Annotated in this window: 16 protein-coding genes and 2 pseudogenes; 9 read left to right on the top strand and 9 right to left on the bottom strand. The window is 48.9% G+C overall.

All coding sequences use genetic code 11. The annotated features are described in order from the left end of the window. Nucleotides 1-212: 212 nt before the first annotated feature. Both HV229_RS11845 and ttcA read left to right on the top strand, forming a co-directional pair. A pseudogene (locus tag HV229_RS11845) lies at nucleotides 213-567 on the top strand (site-specific integrase); the annotation flags it as partial. A gap of 49 nt (nucleotides 568-616) precedes the next feature. Further along, complete coding sequence (gene ttcA / locus HV229_RS11840) at nucleotides 617-1,552, top strand: tRNA 2-thiocytidine(32) synthetase TtcA (RefSeq protein ID WP_016153195.1); 936 nt, start codon at nucleotides 617-619, stop codon at nucleotides 1,550-1,552. 49 nt (nucleotides 1,553-1,601) lie between these two features. Here the strand turns inward: ttcA and dbpA are convergent, their stop codons facing one another. The 4 genes from dbpA to HV229_RS11820 form a co-directional block, all read right to left on the bottom strand. Beyond that, nucleotides 1,602-2,975 (bottom strand): ATP-dependent RNA helicase DbpA, encoded by a 1,374-nt coding sequence (dbpA, locus tag HV229_RS11835; protein ID WP_181547608.1) that lies wholly within the window; start codon nucleotides 2,973-2,975, stop codon nucleotides 1,602-1,604. 28 nt (nucleotides 2,976-3,003) lie between these two features. Then, the gene (locus HV229_RS11830; RefSeq protein ID WP_016153197.1) at nucleotides 3,004-3,171 is read right to left on the bottom strand and encodes a hypothetical protein; all 168 of its coding nucleotides are present in this window, start codon (nucleotides 3,169-3,171) and stop codon (nucleotides 3,004-3,006) included. 275 nt (nucleotides 3,172-3,446) lie between these two features. After that, nucleotides 3,447-4,430, bottom strand: coding sequence for a zinc transporter ZntB (zntB, locus tag HV229_RS11825; protein WP_016153198.1), 984 nt, complete (start codon nucleotides 4,428-4,430; stop codon nucleotides 3,447-3,449). 156 nt (nucleotides 4,431-4,586) lie between these two features. After that, nucleotides 4,587-5,696, bottom strand: coding sequence for a methyl-accepting chemotaxis protein (locus tag HV229_RS11820; protein ID WP_181547606.1), 1,110 nt, complete (start codon nucleotides 5,694-5,696; stop codon nucleotides 4,587-4,589). 410 nt (nucleotides 5,697-6,106) lie between these two features. Between HV229_RS11820 and HV229_RS11815 the strand changes: the two genes are divergently transcribed. Beyond that, a complete protein-coding gene (locus HV229_RS11815; RefSeq protein WP_181547604.1) occupies nucleotides 6,107-8,221 on the top strand; it encodes an EAL domain-containing protein in 2,115 nt (704 codons plus the stop codon). A gap of 67 nt (nucleotides 8,222-8,288) precedes the next feature. Then, the gene (locus HV229_RS11810; RefSeq protein ID WP_046274553.1) at nucleotides 8,289-9,521 is read left to right on the top strand and encodes a sensor domain-containing diguanylate cyclase; all 1,233 of its coding nucleotides are present in this window, start codon (nucleotides 8,289-8,291) and stop codon (nucleotides 9,519-9,521) included. 12 nt (nucleotides 9,522-9,533) lie between these two features. Here the strand turns inward: HV229_RS11810 and smrA are convergent, their stop codons facing one another. Beyond that, a complete protein-coding gene (smrA, locus tag HV229_RS11805; RefSeq protein ID WP_016153202.1) occupies nucleotides 9,534-10,097 on the bottom strand; it encodes a DNA endonuclease SmrA in 564 nt (187 codons plus the stop codon). A gap of 213 nt (nucleotides 10,098-10,310) precedes the next feature. Between smrA and ogt the strand changes: the two genes are divergently transcribed. Together ogt and fnr are read left to right on the top strand one after the other, a co-directional pair. Next, nucleotides 10,311-10,826 (top strand): methylated-DNA--[protein]-cysteine S-methyltransferase, encoded by a 516-nt coding sequence (gene ogt / locus HV229_RS11800; protein WP_075848156.1) that lies wholly within the window; start codon nucleotides 10,311-10,313, stop codon nucleotides 10,824-10,826. A gap of 194 nt (nucleotides 10,827-11,020) precedes the next feature. Continuing rightward, nucleotides 11,021-11,773, top strand: a complete 753-nt coding sequence (gene fnr / locus HV229_RS11795) for a fumarate/nitrate reduction transcriptional regulator Fnr (RefSeq protein ID WP_003020397.1) — start codon at nucleotides 11,021-11,023, stop codon at nucleotides 11,771-11,773. Between the two features lie 438 nt (nucleotides 11,774-12,211). On the opposite strand, the gene HV229_RS11790 is transcribed toward fnr, so the two are convergent. Further along, a protein-coding gene (locus tag HV229_RS11790; protein ID WP_223335778.1) for an IS1 family transposase occupies nucleotides 12,212-12,909 on the bottom strand; the annotation gives its coding sequence in 2 pieces (ribosomal slippage) (nucleotides 12,212-12,660 and nucleotides 12,660-12,909; 699 coding nt in all). Between the two features lie 54 nt (nucleotides 12,910-12,963). Here HV229_RS11790 and uspE point away from each other — a divergent pair. After that, a pseudogene (gene uspE / locus HV229_RS11785) lies at nucleotides 12,964-13,839 on the top strand (universal stress protein UspE); the annotation flags it as partial. Between the two features lie 48 nt (nucleotides 13,840-13,887). Here uspE and HV229_RS11780 read toward each other — a convergent pair. After that, nucleotides 13,888-14,148: a DUF2534 family protein gene (locus HV229_RS11780; RefSeq protein WP_003020403.1), complete on the bottom strand. Its 261-nt coding sequence runs from the start codon at nucleotides 14,146-14,148 to the stop codon at nucleotides 13,888-13,890. 243 nt (nucleotides 14,149-14,391) lie between these two features. Here HV229_RS11780 and HV229_RS11775 point away from each other — a divergent pair, with 243 nt between their 5' ends. Next, entirely contained in the window at nucleotides 14,392-15,423 is a 1,032-nt protein-coding gene (locus HV229_RS11775; RefSeq protein ID WP_016153205.1) for a mechanosensitive ion channel family protein, read from the top strand. 201 nt (nucleotides 15,424-15,624) lie between these two features. Here HV229_RS11775 and HV229_RS11765 read toward each other — a convergent pair whose 3' ends face one another. Then, nucleotides 15,625-16,032 carry a cupin domain-containing protein gene (locus HV229_RS11765; protein WP_172864449.1) on the bottom strand — a complete coding sequence of 136 codons (408 nt, stop codon included), beginning with the start codon at nucleotides 16,030-16,032 and terminating at the stop codon, nucleotides 15,625-15,627. A 216-nt stretch (nucleotides 16,033-16,248) separates the two neighbouring features. After that, nucleotides 16,249-16,632, bottom strand: coding sequence for a VOC family protein (locus tag HV229_RS11760; protein ID WP_047358107.1), 384 nt, complete (start codon nucleotides 16,630-16,632; stop codon nucleotides 16,249-16,251). 117 nt (nucleotides 16,633-16,749) lie between these two features. Between HV229_RS11760 and HV229_RS11755 the strand changes: the two genes are divergently transcribed. After that, nucleotides 16,750-17,520 (top strand): DeoR/GlpR family DNA-binding transcription regulator, encoded by a 771-nt coding sequence (locus HV229_RS11755; protein WP_065554831.1) that lies wholly within the window; start codon nucleotides 16,750-16,752, stop codon nucleotides 17,518-17,520. Nucleotides 17,521-17,601 lie beyond the last annotated feature (81 nt).

The following is a 17,601-nucleotide window of genomic DNA, read 5'->3' as shown; positions in this document are numbered from 1 at the left end:
AATATTGCCTGCGCGCTGAGTTTCAACCATAGTTATCCATTGAAGGATACTTCCGACAAGAATCCGTTTATCTGTTCAGATTCTTTCCGTCATGAAATACCACGTCATAGGGATTATACTTCCCATAAGTTTGGGTCTATATTCCTCGTTCGGAATATTATGATATATGCACCAATACTATAAGCGTATACAGTCGCTAGTTTTGAGTGCGCATCCTGATCATCGGAAATTTCGGATCACCAAAGACAGATGCCGGGATTAGAACGATAAAACTACTGGAGTCTGCACTGGATGCGAAAAGGAGAGCAAAAAACTTACTACTCTATGAGTAACATAGGTGCCAGATGGAACGCTGCTGTAAAACGTGCTGGTATTCGTCGCCGTAATCCGTACCATACGCGGCATACTTTTGCTTGCTGGCTGTTATCGGCTGGAGCGAACCCATCATTTATAGCTAATCAGATGGGGCATGAAAACGCGCAGATGGTATACGAAATTTACAGTGCATGGATTGAAGAACTGAACGGCGAACAGGTGAAAATGCTCAACGCCAAACTTGCCCTGTAAAAAAATTTTGCCCCTTATATGCCCCTTTTGGAGTCAGAGACAGTAAATAATGCAAGAAAATCAACAAGTTACAAAGAAAGAACAATACAACCTGAACAAATTGCAAAAACGTCTGCGCCGTAACGTGGGCGAAGCGATTGCCGACTTCAATATGATCGAAGACGGCGATCGCATTATGGTGTGCCTTTCCGGGGGGAAAGACAGCTATACCATGCTGGAGATCCTGCGTAATTTGCAGCAAAGCGCCCCGATCAGTTTTTCCTTAGTTGCGGTTAACCTCGATCAGAAACAACCTGGCTTCCCGGAGCACATTCTGCCGGAGTATCTGGAGCAACTGGGCGTGGAGTATAAGATTGTCGAAGAAAACACCTACGGGATCGTCAAAGATAAAATTCCTGAAGGCAAAACGACCTGCTCGCTCTGCTCTCGCCTGCGTCGCGGCATTCTGTACCGCACGGCAACTGAGTTAGGCGCCACCAAGATTGCGCTCGGTCACCATCGCGACGACATCCTGCAAACGCTGTTTTTAAACATGTTCTACGGCGGGAAGATGAAAGGTATGCCGCCGAAGCTGATGAGCGATGACGGTAAACATATCGTTATCCGTCCGCTGGCTTACTGCCGTGAGAAAGATATCGAGCGTTTCTCCGAAGCGAAAGGTTTCCCGATTATTCCATGTAATCTGTGCGGCTCACAGCCTAACCTACAGCGCCAGGTCATTGCCGATATGCTGCGCGACTGGGACAAACGCTATCCAGGGCGTATTGAAACCATGTTCAGCGCAATGCAGAACGTTGTACCTTCACATCTTAGCGATATCAATCTGTTCGATTTCAAAGGTATCAGGCACGGTTCAGAGGTTGTGGACGGCGGTGATTTAGCGTTCGATCGTGAAGAGATCCCGTTGCAGCCTGCGGGCTGGCAGCCAGAAGAAGATGATGCTCAACTGGATGAGCTGCGCCTGAACGTCGTGGAAGTGAAGTAAGTCGATAGTTCCGGATAAGCGGAGCGCCATCAGGCGCTCCGACGAGTGGTTATTTCAATAACCGAACCCGGCAAGTCTTGCCTTTTATCTTACCGTTTTGCAATTGCTTCCATGCCTTATGCGCTACAGTCTGGCGAACAGCGACATAGACATGCGCCGGATGAACGGCAATTTTGCCGATATCGGCGCCTTCCAGACCCATATCCCCGGTCAGCGCGCCGAGAACATCGCCGGGACGCATTTTAGCCTTTTTACCGCCATCAATGCATAACGTCGCCATCTCAGCTTCCAGCGGCAGGATTGGGCCGTTAGCTGGGGCTGGCAGCCAGTTCAGCTTCAGTTGCAGCATTTCAGAAAGAATATTGGCCCGCTGCGCTTCTTCCGGTGCACAGAAGCTAATCGCCAGACCACTGTTGCCGGCACGCGCGGTACGTCCGATACGATGGACGTGGACTTCCGGATCCCACGCCAGTTCGAAGTTAACCACCAGCTCAAGTGATTTAATATCCAGACCACGCGCGGCCACATCGGTAGCAACCAGAACGCGCGCGCTGCCGTTGGCAAAACGGACCAGCGTTTGATCGCGATCGCGCTGCTCAAGATCGCCATGCAGTGAGAGAGCGCTTTGCCCCGCCGCATTCAGTGCGTCACACACGGCCTGACAATCTTTTTTGGTATTACAAAAAACTACGCATGATGCAGGTTGATGCTGACTGAGCAATTTTTGCAGCAGCGGAATTTTGCCGTGGCTGGAAGTTTCGAAAAACTGCTGCTCAATCGCCGGCAGCGCGTCAACGGTATCAATTTCGATCGTTAATGGATTTTGTTGCACCCGGCCACTAATCGCGGCAATGGCTTCCGGCCAGGTCGCAGAAAACAGTAAGGTTTGACGCGAAGCTGGCGCAAAGCGAATGACATCATCAATCGCATCGCTAAAGCCCATATCCAGCATGCGATCGGCTTCATCCATCACCAGCGTATTCAGAGCATCCAGAGAAACGGTGCCTTTTTGCAGATGGTCGAGTAAACGACCCGGCGTGGCGACAATAATATGTGGCGCATGCTGCAGGGAGTCACGTTGTGCGCCAAAGGGCTGCCCACCGCACAACGTTAAGATCTTGGTGTTAGGCAGAAAGCGCGCTAAGCGACGCAGCTCACCCGCCACCTGGTCAGCAAGCTCGCGCGTTGGGCACAGCACCAGGGACTGCGTCTGAAACAGCGCGACATCAACATGCTGTAATAATCCAAGACCAAAAGCCGCCGTTTTGCCACTGCCGGTTTTAGCCTGCACGCGAACATCTTTCCCCGCCAGAATTGCCGGTAACGCAGCAGCCTGAACAGGCGTCATTTCAAGATAACCCAGCTCGTTAAGATTCTCGAGTTGGGCAGCAGGTAAAACATTCAGGGTTGAAAAAGCGGTCACAATTTAATCTCGCGGTAAAAACTCACAATCAGCAGGCGCGTATCCTCGCAGATCTGCGCCCACGATGCGACAATTTAATCGGCTCTTCATCCGGTGGCGGATCCGGCATTGGCTGCGGACGAGGTATGGGATCGGGAATGGGAACCGGGTCGGTCGGTAGCGAATCAGTGTGCGGCGTTGCAATCAGACAGTTCATATACCCCTCCAGTTATTCAGGTTGGCTCTTTTAGGGTAGACGCTGATTTCTTGCAGGCAAAAAAAAGCCGACTAATCTAAGTCGGCGTCGTACGAATCAATTGTGCTATGCAGTAATTCAAAAAAGGAAGTAAGACAATATGGAGCGCAACGCCCATCGCTTGACGTTGCATTCACCTGCGAGAGAGATATTGCCCCGAATAGGTAGATGGTTTATTGACTTCGCTCAAAAACCAGGACGTTTTCATGCGCAAAAGTCACTAAAAAATGTTGTTGTTACAACCATTTACTACGATGCAACCATAAAGTAACACCACCAATCAGGACCACTAACAGAATACAAAAAAGTGAGAAGCCAAACTGCCAGCCACCGCCAGGGATACCGCCGAGGTTAACGCCAAACAGCCCGGTTAAAAATGTGCTGGGAAGAAAAACCATTGCCATCAATGACATTGTATACGTTCGGCGAGCCAGAGACTCCTGCATAACCTGCGCAATTTCATCCGCCATAATACCGGTCCTGGCAATACAGGCATCTATTTCATCCAGCCCTCTCCCTAGCCTGTCAGCGATATCCTGCATCCGCCGCCGATGGTCGTCGGTCATCCAGGAGAAACGTTCGCTCGCCAGCCGGGAATAGACATCGCGTTGAGGCGCCATATAGCGGCGCATCACAATTAACTGCTTACGCAGCAATGCCAGGAAACCACGCGGCGGAATTTGCTGATCGAGCAGGTTATCTTCCAGATCGATAATCTTATCGTGCAGTTGTTCGATAAACTCACTGGCATGATCGGTTAGTGCATCGCAAACATCCACCAGCCAACTACCACAATCAGCCGCTCCCGTGCCTTCCTGGAGATCGCTGACCACATCATCCAGCGCCAAGACTTTACGCTGACGCGTTGAGACAATCAGACGTTCATCCATATATAAGCGCATCGCAACCAGTTGGTCAGGTCGCTCGTCGGTGCTGCCGTTAATACAGCGCAGCGTAATCAACGTACCTTCCCCTACCCGGCTTACGCGTGGGCGCGTGCTTTCACCCGCCAGCGCATCACGCACGTTATTGGGAAGTAAAGGCGTTGTCGCCAGCCATTGCGCGCTTTCAGGATGGGTATAATTAAGATGCAGCCAGCAGGGATGTTGACTGTCGATAACATCATTATCTTCCAGTGGCTTCACCCCACCACGGCCATCCAACAGCCAGGCAAACACGGCATCCGGCACATTAACATCCGTTCCCTTAATGGCTTCCACAGCGCCTCCACAAACATTCAGCTTTTTTCGTTAGTCTAGCTGTCAGAATATGTTAAGCAATATCTCATTGTCCCATTGTGCTGAAATGATTCATAAAAAGTATCTGATAATAAGAAAAGCGCCGACGAATGCGGCGCTGGTTAAGAGATGCCCCTCTCAGGCCCGCTGGCGTTTCTCTGATTCAAGCGTATGACTTAAGCGAAATTTATGCGTTCGCGATTGAAGGTCAATCACCTGATTTTTCAGGATACCTGAGGAGTCAGAAAGCTCATCAACCATAATGGCATTACTTTGGGTGACGTTCTCCAGTTCGGCCAGAGCATGGGTAATTCTGATAATTCCTTTCTCCTGCTCCTGCGTAGTGGTTAATATCTCGCCCATCAGTTGGTTTAATTGCCCGGCCCCCCCGACAATATCATGCATGTTTTTTTCAGCTTCACGCACAATAGCAGCGCCTTGCTGAACATTTTGATGGGTTTGGGCAATCAGTTGCTTAATATTCTTAGCTGCATCTGCACTGCGGTGTGCAAGCATTCTTACCTCACCGGCCACCACAGAAAAACCTTTGCCATGTTCACCGGCCCTTGCAGCTTCCACAGCAGCATTCAATGCCAGAATATTGGTCTGGAATGCAATACCATCTATCAGCGTAATAATTTCTGTCATTTGCTGTGCGCATTCGGTGATTGAACGCATATTTGTCGCAACCTGCACCATTAATTCGCCACCCTGACGGGCGCATTGCGTGGCAATTGTTGCCTGGGCGCTGGCTATTTGCGTGTTATCAGCATTATTTCGCGTATTAACCGCTATTTCATCCATATTGGCAGCCGTCTGCATTAATGCTCCGGATTGCTGTTCTGTTTTCACTGAAAGCTCGGCGCTGCGTTCCGCCAGCTGTTCAGAAAGCGTCATCGCCGTTTGCGAGGATGTTCTGATCTCATTAACGAGTGCTGAAATATTACTTGATAAGCTATTGATGCCAGGAATTAGTCTACCCGCACAGTTATTACCAAATTCGGGAATACTGATTGCCAGATTCCCAGATGTTACTTCTTCAATGCTTCTTTTAACCGTATTAATCGGCATGACCAGATATTTCGTCATGTACCACCACAAACATAATATAGAAATAATGCTTACCGCATTAGTGCCAATAATAACTTCTGGGGTAGCCGAAAAAATCATTTCAACAACATTGAGCGCAACCGCTGTAATGAGCAGAAATAAAACAATAAAGGTTCTGACGCTAATATCATTTAACATTTTAACCCTGTGCACCAAGAAATAACGTGGATGTTATTTTTATAGCATCTGCAATACAGATTTCCATTGCTCTGTGACGAAAGCTGAACTTTCAATGAGAGCCAGCAGACCTTTTACTTAAGTCAATAAATTACACTAGCCATTCATAATAGTTCAGCACTTTATCCCGCCAATGGCGGTAATGTTCCCCACCATCAGATTATTGTGATGGCGAGCACGTGGCGAGCATAAAACACACAGAAACATAATTTTTATGAATGTTTATATAAGTAATGGCTTGTCATTTTCAATATCTTGCTCTTCGCTCTAATACTCATTGTAAAAACACAAGAACATTCCTGGTTTTATCAGGTTAACTGGACAAAACCTGCTAGATTTATCATCACGGCTTTTTTTCGATAGGTAGCAAGATGTTGCACGTGTCGTGGGACCCTGTATTGATTGGGATTTCCTTTGTTGTCGCGTTTATTGCCTCCTTTATTGCCCTCGACAGTGCGGGTAAGGTAGCAATCTCCAGCAAACGTGAATCTACCTTCTGGCGGCTATCTGGCGGCGCTACGCTGGGTATGGGGATCTGGTCGATGCATTTTATCGGTATGCTGGCCATGAAAATGACTATGCCGATCAATTATCACCTATCACTCACCGCGTTTTCGTTCTTTATTGCGCTCATTTCTGCAACCCTCGCCATCAATATCGCTATTTCCGGTAATACGTTATCAACAAAACGACTGGTCATTGCCACCAGCATATTGAGTGCCGGCGTTGTCACGATGCACTACGTTGGCATGTATGCCATTATCGAACATGTGGCCATCTCATGGGATCGCTCGCTGATTTTGCTCTCTGTGATTATTGCCGTCGTTGCGTCTGGCGTAGGTTTATGGCTCGCCTTCCATTTACGCCAAAACACTCGTCGCGTACTGATTAACCGACTTATTGCTGCCCTTATTATGGCGCTGGCAATTGCTTCTATGCATTACACCGGTATGGGAGCGGCAACGTTCACCCATTTTGGACACACTGCGCACGATGGGCTCAGTACGCTGGAACTCTCTGTCTGGGTCTGTGCCGTCACGCTAATTATTTTGGGTATCATGCTGGTCGTCTCGATGGTGGATTCACAACTGCGCACTTCCCGACTGGCTGACAACCTGCATCAGTTGAACTGCCAGCTTGAACATCAGGTCCACTTCGACGCACTGACCGGACTTGCTAATCGAACGCAAATAGATACCCGCTTACAGGCCTGCCTGCGGCATTCCAAATTGCATCAACAGCATTTCGCGTTGGTATTTATCGACCTCGATCGTTTTAAAGTCGTTAACGATACCTGGGGGCATCACATCGGCGATCAACTGCTGATTGCCAGTACACAGCGTATCTACAGTTGCCTTGATGATTCAATGACGCTGGCAAGACTGGGGGGAGATGAATTTATCTTGCTGGTTCCAGACTGCAACCAGCAGGCTATCTCCGCCTTACTTGCGCGAATTTCAGATGCGATCGGTGACCCCTTTACCTTATTCGGTCATACCATTCGGGTTTCGTTAAGTGCGGGGAGCAGTATTTATCCCGAACATGGCTCGACACTGCATGAGCTAAAAGTGAAGGCCGATATGGCGATGTATCATGTCAAACAGGCGGGCAGAAACGGCTGGGCTATTTATAGTCCCCAGATGGAAGCTATCGCTGATACGCCGCCGACATTTCTACAGGAACTTTCACAAGCGCTTGAACGCAACCAGTTTGAGCTATGGTATCAGCCTAAATATACCGCCGGAGATCATTCCCTGACTGGTTTTGAAGCGTTATTACGCTGGCATCATCCGGAGCGCGGCATGCTGCTACCGGCTGAATTTCTGCCTGCGCTGGAAGAAACGGGCCTGATTATTCCCGTCGGCAAATGGGTTATCCAACAGGCATGTTTGCAGTTGCATCAGTGGACATTACAAGGGAATACAGAATGGACGCTCGCCGTTAACCTCTCCCCCGCCCAGTTTGAACAGCATGATATTATTGATGTTGTTTGCAACGCCCTGGCGCAATACCAACTTTCACCTGCCTATCTCACGCTGGAGCTCACGGAGAGCACTGCACTTAAAAATTTAAAACGCAGTATTGAAATCCTGAATGCTTTCTCTGCTTTGGGGATCACCATTTCTATTGATGATTTCGGTACTGGTTATTCAAATATATTGATGTTGAAGTCACTTCCGGCACGGGAATTAAAAATCGACAGGATATTTGTCAAAGATATTAGCGAGAACAGTAAAAATACAAAAATTGTGTCTACCATTATTGACATAGCTCACTCCATGAATATGCGCGTGGTGGCTGAAGGAATAGAAACCCAGGAGCAGGAATTACTTCTTACCCAGATGGGATGTAGCATGCTGCAAGGTTTCCTGTTTGCAAAACCGCTGCCAGCGCATAAGATTCATGAACTGATCCAATCAGAAAACAGCATCAAACAAAAGCCAGTCGTACAACCCTTGTCTCACCGACAATCAATAACTTTGTGAGACTGTAATATCTAAAATATTCGCCATTAAACGGGCAACACAGCAGATAAAGATAACGGGATTATCGATGAGCACAACCGAGCTGCATTCACTGGATTTGTTAACCTTTCCGGTGTGGATTGTTTCGCCACAAACCGAAGAACTGGTGTTCGCTAATATCGTTGCACGTGAGTTAATGCGGGATCTCTGTTTTTCCCCACTGCGCAAGGGCATATTCTCAACGCATTCTCAAAATGATTTAACCATGTATCTCAGTGACTTGAGCAATCATCATCACGTTGTTGAGATCCTCACGGTTTACCGCGATGGTGAGGAAATCGCGTTGGCCAGCCGCCTGTCCATTAAATCTCTGCCAGGCGTGGGGGATGTTATCCTTTTCGAAGGCATTGAAACGCCTACTGCGCAAGGTCTGAAAGCCAGCCGTTCAGCAACTTATCAACGAAAAAAACAGGGCTTTTATGCGCGTTTTTTCCAGACAAACTCCGCGCCAATGTTACTGATTGATCCGTCCCGCGATGGCCTGATCGTTGATGCAAACCTCAGTGCCCTGAATTTTTATGGTTACAACCTTGATGTGATGTGCCAGAAACATACCTGGGAGATCAACATGCTGGGCCGCCATATATTGCCGGTGATGCATGAAATCGCCCATCTGCCCGGCGGCCATAAGCCTTTGCACTTTGTCCATAAACTGGCAGACGGCACCTCACGTCATGTGCAAACCTACGCCGGACCGATTGAAATTTACGGTAATAAACTCATGTTGTGCATTATTCATGACATCACCGAACAAAAACGGCTGGAACAGGAGCTTGAGCATGCCGCTCTGCGTGACCCTTTAACGGGATTACTTAATCGCCGACATTTTTATCAGGTAACCGAGCCGGAGCAGACGCATGCGGTATCATTGACGCAGGACTACAGTCTGTTGTTGATCGACATCGATCGTTTTAAAAGCATTAACGATCTCTTCGGTCATTTAAAAGGCGATGAAGTGCTTTGTGCTCTGGCCCGCACACTGGAATCCTGTGCACGAAAAGACGATCTTATTTTTCGCTGGGGTGGTGAAGAATTTGTGCTGCTGCTGCCGCGAACCTCGCTGGATGTCGCCCTCAATCTTGCAGAAGTGATCCGCGCGACGGTAGCCAAGGTTACTCTTCCTGGTCTTCCCCGCTTTACCGTTAGCATTGGCGTTGCGCGGCACGAAACGAACGAAAGTATTGATGAATTATTCAAACGCGTGGACGACGCGTTGTACAAAGCCAAGCACGAAGGCAGGAACAGAGTATTGGCCGCCTGATGAATACGTTGATCAGCGGCTGCGCTTAGCGTGACGCTCCCAGTTTTCCTGTTTTGCCTGCGCGGTTTTACGTAATGCCACATAGCATGCCCCGCTGCCGCCGTGATGCGGCAAAGCGGCGCAGTAGGCCTGGACGTCATCAAATTCTGTCAGCCAGCGCGCCACATAGCTGCGAACAATATTGGCATGAGCATTATCGTCACGCCCCTTACCGTGTATCACCAGCACGTTACGTAATCCATCTTGCTGTGCCTGCAGAATAAAACTGAATAGCATCTGGCGGCATGTTTCTACGGGCTGGCGGATGAGATTAAGGCTCGCCTGCTGCGGATATTTTCCGGTTCGCAGTTTGTCAGTCACGCCGTGCTGCAAACCTTCGCGACGAAACTCCAGCGGCTCGTTCAACGGGATAATATCGAGAAACCCCGTCGTGAGAAAGTTATCCAGTTGAAGCGTATCGATACGCGCTGGAGTGCGGATATTACGCGTTGGCTGCCAGTGTACATCGGCGCAGCCCTTCAGCGGTTGGACATCCCCCATAGCATCCAGAAACAGCGAAGCATCATCAAGGTTCATGTTTCTTCCTCCAGCGAATTACGACGAGCATTATCATAACCGCGCACTATTATACCGACAACGGTTTACGATAATTTCCAATAATTCACCCGGCTCGCTCCGCTGAAAAGATCTACTCACGACATACAGATATCCGTTTTTAGGGGTATAGCTGCAACTGTTGCTGGCGTGATAATGTGTAACCTCGCCTGAACGCTGTAATGAGAGAAACGGATGCTGAACTTACTGGAAGACACCATCGACACGCCGCTGGGCCCACTGTGGGTTATTTGTGATGAGCAATTTCGCCTGCGCGCGGTGGAATGGGATCAGCACCGAGATCGCATGGAACAATTGCTGGATATTCATTACCGCACAGAAGGTTATCAGCGCATTACAGCCAAAAACCCTGGCGGATTAAGCGATAAACTGTCGGAGTATTTTGCCGGGAATCTCAGCATTATTGACACGCTGGAAACGGCAACGGCTGGCACGCCTTTCCAACGTGAAGTCTGGCAAGCATTACGCACTATCCCGTGTGGGCAGGTCATGCACTATGGTCAACTGGCCGAACAGTTAGGGCGCCCCGGTGCTGCAAGAGCCGTCGGTGCGGCCAATGGCGCCAACCCGGTAAGCATTGTGGTCCCCTGCCATCGCGTCATTGGGCGTAACGGCACCATGACTGGATATGCTGGCGGCGTGCAGCGAAAAGAGTGGTTATTGCGTCACGAAGGCTATTTGCTACTCTAGATTCCAGGCAATTAATGCCTTATTCGTCACACTTTCGCATAATGTGACCACAAATTAAATGCGGTTAATCAAGGAGATACAAACATTCATTCCGGTTATACCTGAATTATTCTCTATTGGGAGTAGCTCAGACTTACGTGCTCACCAAAAAGATGTTAAAATTGACAAATATCAATTACGGCTTGAGCAGACCTATGATCCCGGAAAAGCGAATTATACGGCGCATTCAGTCTGGCGGTTGTGCTATCCATTGCCAGGATTGCAGCATCAGCCAGCTTTGCATCCCGTTCACACTTAACGAGCATGAGCTTGACCAGCTCGATAACATCATCGAGCGCAAAAAGCCTATCCAAAAGGGGCAAACGCTCTTTAAAGCAGGTGATGAACTTAAATCACTCTACGCTATCCGCTCCGGAACGATTAAAAGCTATACCATTACCGAACAAGGCGATGAGCAAATTACCGGCTTCCATCTGGCGGGTGATCTGGTCGGTTTTGACGCGATTGGCAGCGGACATCACCCGAGCTTTGCCCAGGCGCTGGAAACCTCAATGGTTTGCGAAATTCCTTTCGAAACCCTTGATGACCTGTCCGGAAAAATGCCGAATCTGCGTCAGCAGATGATGCGTCTGATGAGTGGCGAAATCAAAGGCGACCAGGATATGATCCTGCTGTTGTCGAAGAAAAATGCAGAAGAGCGTCTGGCGGCCTTTATCTACAACTTGTCTCGCCGCTTTGCCCAGCGCGGATTCTCGCCTCGTGAGTTCCGCCTGACCATGACCCGCGGCGACATCGGTAACTACCTGGGTCTGACGGTTGAAACCATCAGCCGCCTGTTGGGTCGTTTCCAGAAAAGCGGTATGCTGGCAGTGAAAGGAAAATACATAACTATTGAGAATAGCGACGCGCTGGCAGTTCTTGCTGGCCACACGCGTAACGTTGCGTAATCTTTCCGCAAGCATTTCTGTTATCCTTCTGTCAAATCGCTAAATTTCCCGATTTATTGATCTGGCAGGAGGTTCTCCCCTGTTTCAATGAGTTACCTATAAATCTGCCCCTACGTCCCAAATGTCCCCATAATCACGCCCTAAAGTGCGCTAAAACTGCGACATAATCGCGCAGTTCAATCAGCCTATCCCATGTACATATCCCTGCAGCTCATTTCTAGCCATCGTACTACCATTAATCCGACGCAGGTCAGGCTTTCTAGTAAAATGAATGCGATTCAGGTAAGCATTCTGAACCGTTGAATACCGACCAAAATACCCCATGATATCTCCAGCATACTGTCTGAATAAAAAACCACAAAATCAACACAATATAAGCAATATGACTAATACTGACAACTGCTACTAGTAGAAGCAGGAAAGGGTAATGACTCCAACTTAATGATAGTGTTTTATGTTCAGATAATGCCCGATGACCTTGTCATGCAGCTCCACCGATTTTGAGAACGACAGTGACTTCCGTCCCAGCCTTGCCAGATGTTGTCTCAGATTCAGGTTATGTCGCTCAATGCGCTGAGTGTAACGCTTGCTGATAACGTGCAGCTTTCCCTTCAGGCGGGATTCATACAGCGGCCAGCCATCCGTCATCCATACCACGACCTCAAAGGCCGACAGCAGGCTCAGAAGACGCTCCAGTGTGGCCAGAGTGCGTTCACCGAATACGTGCGCCACAACCGTCTTCCGGAGCCTGTCATACGCGTAAAACAGCCAGCGCTGGCGCGATTTAGCCCCGACGTATCCCCACTGTTCGTCCATTTCCGCGCAGACGATGACGTCACTGCCCGGCTGTATGCGCGAGGTTACCGACTGCGGCCTGAGTTTTTTAAATGGCGGAAAATCGTGTTGAGGCCAACGCCCATAATGCGGGCGGTTGCCCGGCATCCAACGCCATTCATGGCCATATCAATGATTTTCTGGTGCGTACCGGGTTGAGAAGCGGTGTAAGTGAACTGCAGTTGCCATGTTTTACGGCAGTGAGAGCAGAGATAGCGCTGATGTCCGGCGGTGCTTTTGCCGTTACGCACCACCCCGTCAGTAGCTGAACAGGAGGGACAGCTGATAGAAACAGAAGCCACTGGAGCACCTCAAAAACACCATCATACACTAAATCAGTAAGTTGGCAGCATCACCATTTGCATCAACGGATTGGTGGCAAAATTAAAGCCTTTTTGCCAATCTATGACTTTTCCTACGAAATGACTACCCTGCTGTCGCCCGATGAGCGTACGGCAATGCGTCAGGGGGTCATCAGCCAGCGAACAGCATGGATCCGTGAACAAGCAAAATACTACATCGAAGCAGGGATCCCTCTTGAAATAAAAGTGGTATGGCACAACCGTCCCTTTGAAGCCATCATCCAGGAAGTCATTAGCGCTCAGCATGACCTGGTCCTCAAAATGGCACACCAACACGACCGCCTCGAAGCCGTAATTTTTACGCCTACCGACTGGCATTTATTGCGCAAATGTCCAAGCCCGGTATGGATGGTTAAAGACCAGCCATGGCCTGAAGAGGGTAAAGCGCTGGTTGCGGTGAACCTCGCCAGTGAAGAGCCTTATCACAACGCGCTCAATGAAAAACTGGTCAAAGAGACGCTGCAACTAGCAGAACAGGTTAACCATACTGAAGTGCATCTGGTTGGCGCCTACCCTGTTACGCCAATCAATATCGCAATTGAACTACCTGAGTTTGACCCCAGCGTTTATAACGACGCGATCCGTGGACAGCATCTGCTGGCCATGAAGGCGTTGCGCCAGAAATTCAGTATCGATGAGAAAGTGACGCACGTTGAAAAAGGATTGCCTGAAGAGGTCATTCCTGATTTAGCCGAGCACTTGCAGGCGGGTATTGTAGTACTGGGTACCGTCGGTCGTACCGGTATTTCTGCCGCGTTCCTTGGTAACACCGCTGAACAGGTTATCGATCACCTACGCTGCGACCTGCTGGTCATCAAGCCGGATGAATATCAGACGCCAGTTGAACTGGATGATGAAGAAGACGATTAACCACACAACTCAATGCCGGATGGCGATCTCATCCGGCATAACAAACGCTTAGTGTTGCTCTTCGCCGCCGAGGAAATAGATTCCCAGCGGGATAGCCAACAGAATCGTAAACACCATGCTGTAGACACAAATCATTGCCGATTGAATGGCGTACATTGAAGCGGTCCAGTCGGATAGCGGAATGTCATACTGTTCAATCACACCACCGATCGTCGCTCGCGTCACGACCGACGCTGCGATAATAAACACCCCAAGCAGGCACAACAGAAACTTCCGTCCCTTCGCTGTCTTCAGCTTAGCCATGATCATAGTACTGTCCTTTTGCAGATGAAAACCTTGTTACTTTGCGCTAACAATACCATGACATCAACTGACTGTCTGCTACATAAACCGCTTTCAGGGTGGATACCAGCGCTATTTCGCCGAAAATAGCGCTAATTGCATTATATATCTCCCCTATGGATTAATGATCTGACCGCCAGAACTGAGTAAAATATTCGAGGATTAGGATATCAGAAGATATTTCACTACCACGGAGCTGTTGGAAGAATCATGATCGCTGAACTGTTTATAAATAATGCGTTTAATTTGACGGTAATTCTCAGCTGCTGTGCCGCGCTGGTTCTGATGAGCGTCTGGTATCATCGTGGAGAGCGTCGCTGCAAAGGATTCATATTTCATGCCGCGCAATTTCTTGTCTATGCCATTATCATCGGGACGTTAGGCAGTATTGCTAATAACGTTATCGAAAATTACAGCCTGAAATTTATCTCCTCCAGCGTGGTCGACTTTATCTGCACCTCGTTGATTGCGCTGATCCTTACTATCAAACTTTTTCTGGTAATTAATCAGTTTGAAAAGACGCAGATTAATAAAGGCAGAGATATCACCAGCGCGAGGATCCTGTCGCGAATCATCAAGATTACCATCGTGGTTGCCATCATTTTGCTGTATGGCGAACATTTCGGTATGAGCTTATCCGGCCTGTTAACCTTCGGCGGCATCGGCGGTATCGCTGTAGGTATGGCAGGCAAAGACATTCTGAGCAACTTTTTCTCAGGGATTATGCTCTACTTCGACAGACCCTTTAGCATCGGCGACTGGATCCGCTCCCCGGACCGCAATATTGAAGGTACAGTTACGGAAATCGGCTGGCGAATGACCAAAATAAACACCTTCGATCATCGTCCGTTATATGTCCCGAACTCGATTTTCTCCTCTATCAGCGTAGAAAACCCAGGAAGGATGACGAATCGCCGCATCAAAACGGTGATCGGGTTACGATATGAAGATGCTGATAAAGTCAGTGCCGTTGTCGAGTCGGTCAGAGAAATGCTGCAAAACCATCCGGGAATAGACCAGAAACAAACCCTGCTGGTTTATTTTAATGAATTCGCCGATTCATCGCTGAATATCATGGTGTATTGCTTCACGAAAACCACCGTGTGGCAGGAATGGCTTGCGGTACAGCAGGACGTTTATTTAAAGATTATTTCGATAGTCAAGGCACACGACGCCGACTTTGCGTTCCCCAGCCAGACGCTGTATATGGATAATCCTGAAGTATCGCCATCGACACACTAACAAAAGAAAAGGCGCGGAAATCCGCGTCTTTTTTCTGCACTAATTTCAATGAGGCAATATCAATGACAAAGCAGTACCAGCGCCAGCGTTGGAATATACGGATTCAGGTCATGTAGATACAGGACTGTATCAATAATCAGCTCAAACTGATTCACTTCGGGCATCGGATTCTTTACCTGCAGAACGCGTGCCCCGCACAGCTCAGGGGAGCAGGTTGTACTCAGTGTCGCTTACCGGTTCAAGCCACTCGTTCGATGCGCCAGCTGCCGGGATTTCCACAGCGATATGGGCAAACCAGCTATCACGCGCAGCACCGTGCCAGTGTTTCATTCCCGCCGGGATGTGTACGACATCACCAGTTTTCAGTTCGCGCGCCGGTTGATTCCACGCCTGATACCAGCCTCTGCCGCCGGTCACCAGCAAGATTTGTCCCCCTTGATGATGGATATGCCAGAAGTTACGACAGCCCGGCTCAAATGCTACGTTACCAATGACCACGCCTTCCATGGAGAGCATGGTCAGATAGCTGTCGCCAGTGAAATATTTCGCATACGCTTCATTTTTCTCTCCGCGAGGAAAGACGCTGTTACCATCAAATTGTTGATTCATAATCTCCGCGCCGGCGCTGGAGACGGTATTCCGTTGATTTTGCATTTCGACTCTCCAAAACGGTGGCAGCACGCGCCACCGGATGCTGAAAACTATAAAAATTATAGAGACTCGACAGGCGGGTGATTAGAGGTGAAAAGAAGGACAACCTTATGAATCATGCTCATCAATAGTCGGTAACAGGTACAACATTTCTACTGGAGATGGCGTGAAGCCTTAGGCCACAATTTCAATCAAGTTGCCGTCAGGATCGCGTATCACCGCTTCGTAATAGCCATCACCGGTGGTGCGCGGGCCAGAAACTAATATCCCCTGTTCTTTTGCACGCATCGCCATGGCATCAACGTTTTCACTGCCGCCAACTGAAATGGCGAGATGCACCCAGCCTGAGGTGTTATTGTCGGGAGCATGTTTTGTCAGTCCAGGCTTAGTCATTAACTCAATCGCGATATCCTCACCAATTTTGACAAAATAGGATTCAAATCCAGGATTGGTTTTACTGCAGTATTTTTCGTTGATCTTTGCGTCAAAAAACGTGACCCAGAATTGAGCTTGTTGCTCAAGATCCCGTGTCCATAACGCCACATGCGCAACCTTCATAGCTAACCTCTTCTTGTTGTATCCAAACAATAGGTTCCCTAAAGGGATGTTGACATCGTGAACCATAATGCACAATTATGCTTGTTATTGCTCGATGTTTATTTCACTGGAGTATTGATGCTCGATTACGCAGCATTCCCTGAACAGCGCCAGGCGCTTATCTATCAGATCCTGCAGGAAAACGGCAGAGTCATCTGTTCCGAACTCGCCAGCAGGTTAGGCGTTTCGGAACATACAATCCGCCGCGACCTGCATGAACTGAGTAAAGATGGCGTGTGTAAAAAAGTCTATGGCGGCGCGGTCATTGCACTCCCTGAATCCGAAGACATCACCGTGCGCAAGAGTATTAATGTGGCGAAAAAGAGCAATATCGCGCAGAGATGCGCCCGGATGGTCAAATCCGGAAGCTGCATTTTTATCGACACAGGCAGTACTAATCTGGCGATGGCTGAAGCCCTACCCGCCGAGCTGGCGTTAACCGTGGTAACAAATTCCCCGGAGATTGCCGCCGTTTTACTAAAAAAACCACTGTTTGACGTCATTATGCTGGGCGGCGCGGTGCAACGATCTTCTGGAGGGTGCGTGGGTGCCACCGCTATCTCGCAGGTGCAGGGCATTTTATTCGATCAGGGATTTATTGGCGGCTGCGCAATGTCGCCAGAATCCGGCTTAACCGGATTTGATTACGCGGATTGTGAGTTCAAAAAAGCGGTGATCAAACAGTGTAATGAAACTATTGTCGCGCTGACGGCTGAAAAGATCCCGGCCGTCGCCCGTTATGTTGTTACCGAAAGCAGCAATATCGATGTAATTGTCGTCGAGGAAAATATCAGCAAAGAGTATGCCACGGCGTTTCAGGCGCACGACATTCGTATTTATACAGTGTAACCCATTCTATTGGGTGATACTTTTCCATTGCTTTTATGAGCCACCTTCTCCACAGCCTTGTCTGTTCGGGAAATCGCCAAT

Origin of the sequence: Citrobacter sp. RHBSTW-00524, from assembly GCF_013747755.1 — a bacterium.
Taxonomy (GTDB): Bacteria; Pseudomonadota; Gammaproteobacteria; order Enterobacterales; family Enterobacteriaceae; genus Citrobacter; species Citrobacter braakii.
This window is presented reverse-complemented; position numbering and strand designations above follow the sequence as displayed.

Bases quoted from the DNA above. Each gene is read 5' to 3' on its own strand.
- ttcA (WP_016153195.1), top strand. From the start codon at position 617: ATGCAAGAAAATCAACAAGTTACAAAGAAAGAACAATACAACCTGAAC.
- HV229_RS11830 (WP_016153197.1), bottom strand. From the start codon at position 3,171: ATGAACTGTCTGATTGCAACGCCGCACACTGATTCGCTACCGACCGAC.
- HV229_RS11820 (WP_181547606.1), bottom strand. From the start codon at position 5,696: ATGTTAAATGATATTAGCGTCAGAACCTTTATTGTTTTATTTCTGCTC.
- HV229_RS11815 (WP_181547604.1), top strand. From the start codon at position 6,107: ATGTTGCACGTGTCGTGGGACCCTGTATTGATTGGGATTTCCTTTGTT.
- HV229_RS11810 (WP_046274553.1), top strand. From the start codon at position 8,289: ATGAGCACAACCGAGCTGCATTCACTGGATTTGTTAACCTTTCCGGTG.
- smrA (WP_016153202.1), bottom strand. From the start codon at position 10,097: ATGAACCTTGATGATGCTTCGCTGTTTCTGGATGCTATGGGGGATGTC.
- ogt (WP_075848156.1), top strand. From the start codon at position 10,311: ATGCTGAACTTACTGGAAGACACCATCGACACGCCGCTGGGCCCACTG.
- fnr (WP_003020397.1), top strand. From the start codon at position 11,021: ATGATCCCGGAAAAGCGAATTATACGGCGCATTCAGTCTGGCGGTTGT.
- HV229_RS11780 (WP_003020403.1), bottom strand. From the start codon at position 14,148: ATGATCATGGCTAAGCTGAAGACAGCGAAGGGACGGAAGTTTCTGTTG.
- HV229_RS11775 (WP_016153205.1), top strand. From the start codon at position 14,392: ATGATCGCTGAACTGTTTATAAATAATGCGTTTAATTTGACGGTAATT.
- HV229_RS11765 (WP_172864449.1), bottom strand. From the start codon at position 16,032: ATGAATCAACAATTTGATGGTAACAGCGTCTTTCCTCGCGGAGAGAAA.
- HV229_RS11760 (WP_047358107.1), bottom strand. From the start codon at position 16,632: ATGAAGGTTGCGCATGTGGCGTTATGGACACGGGATCTTGAGCAACAA.
- HV229_RS11755 (WP_065554831.1), top strand. From the start codon at position 16,750: ATGCTCGATTACGCAGCATTCCCTGAACAGCGCCAGGCGCTTATCTAT.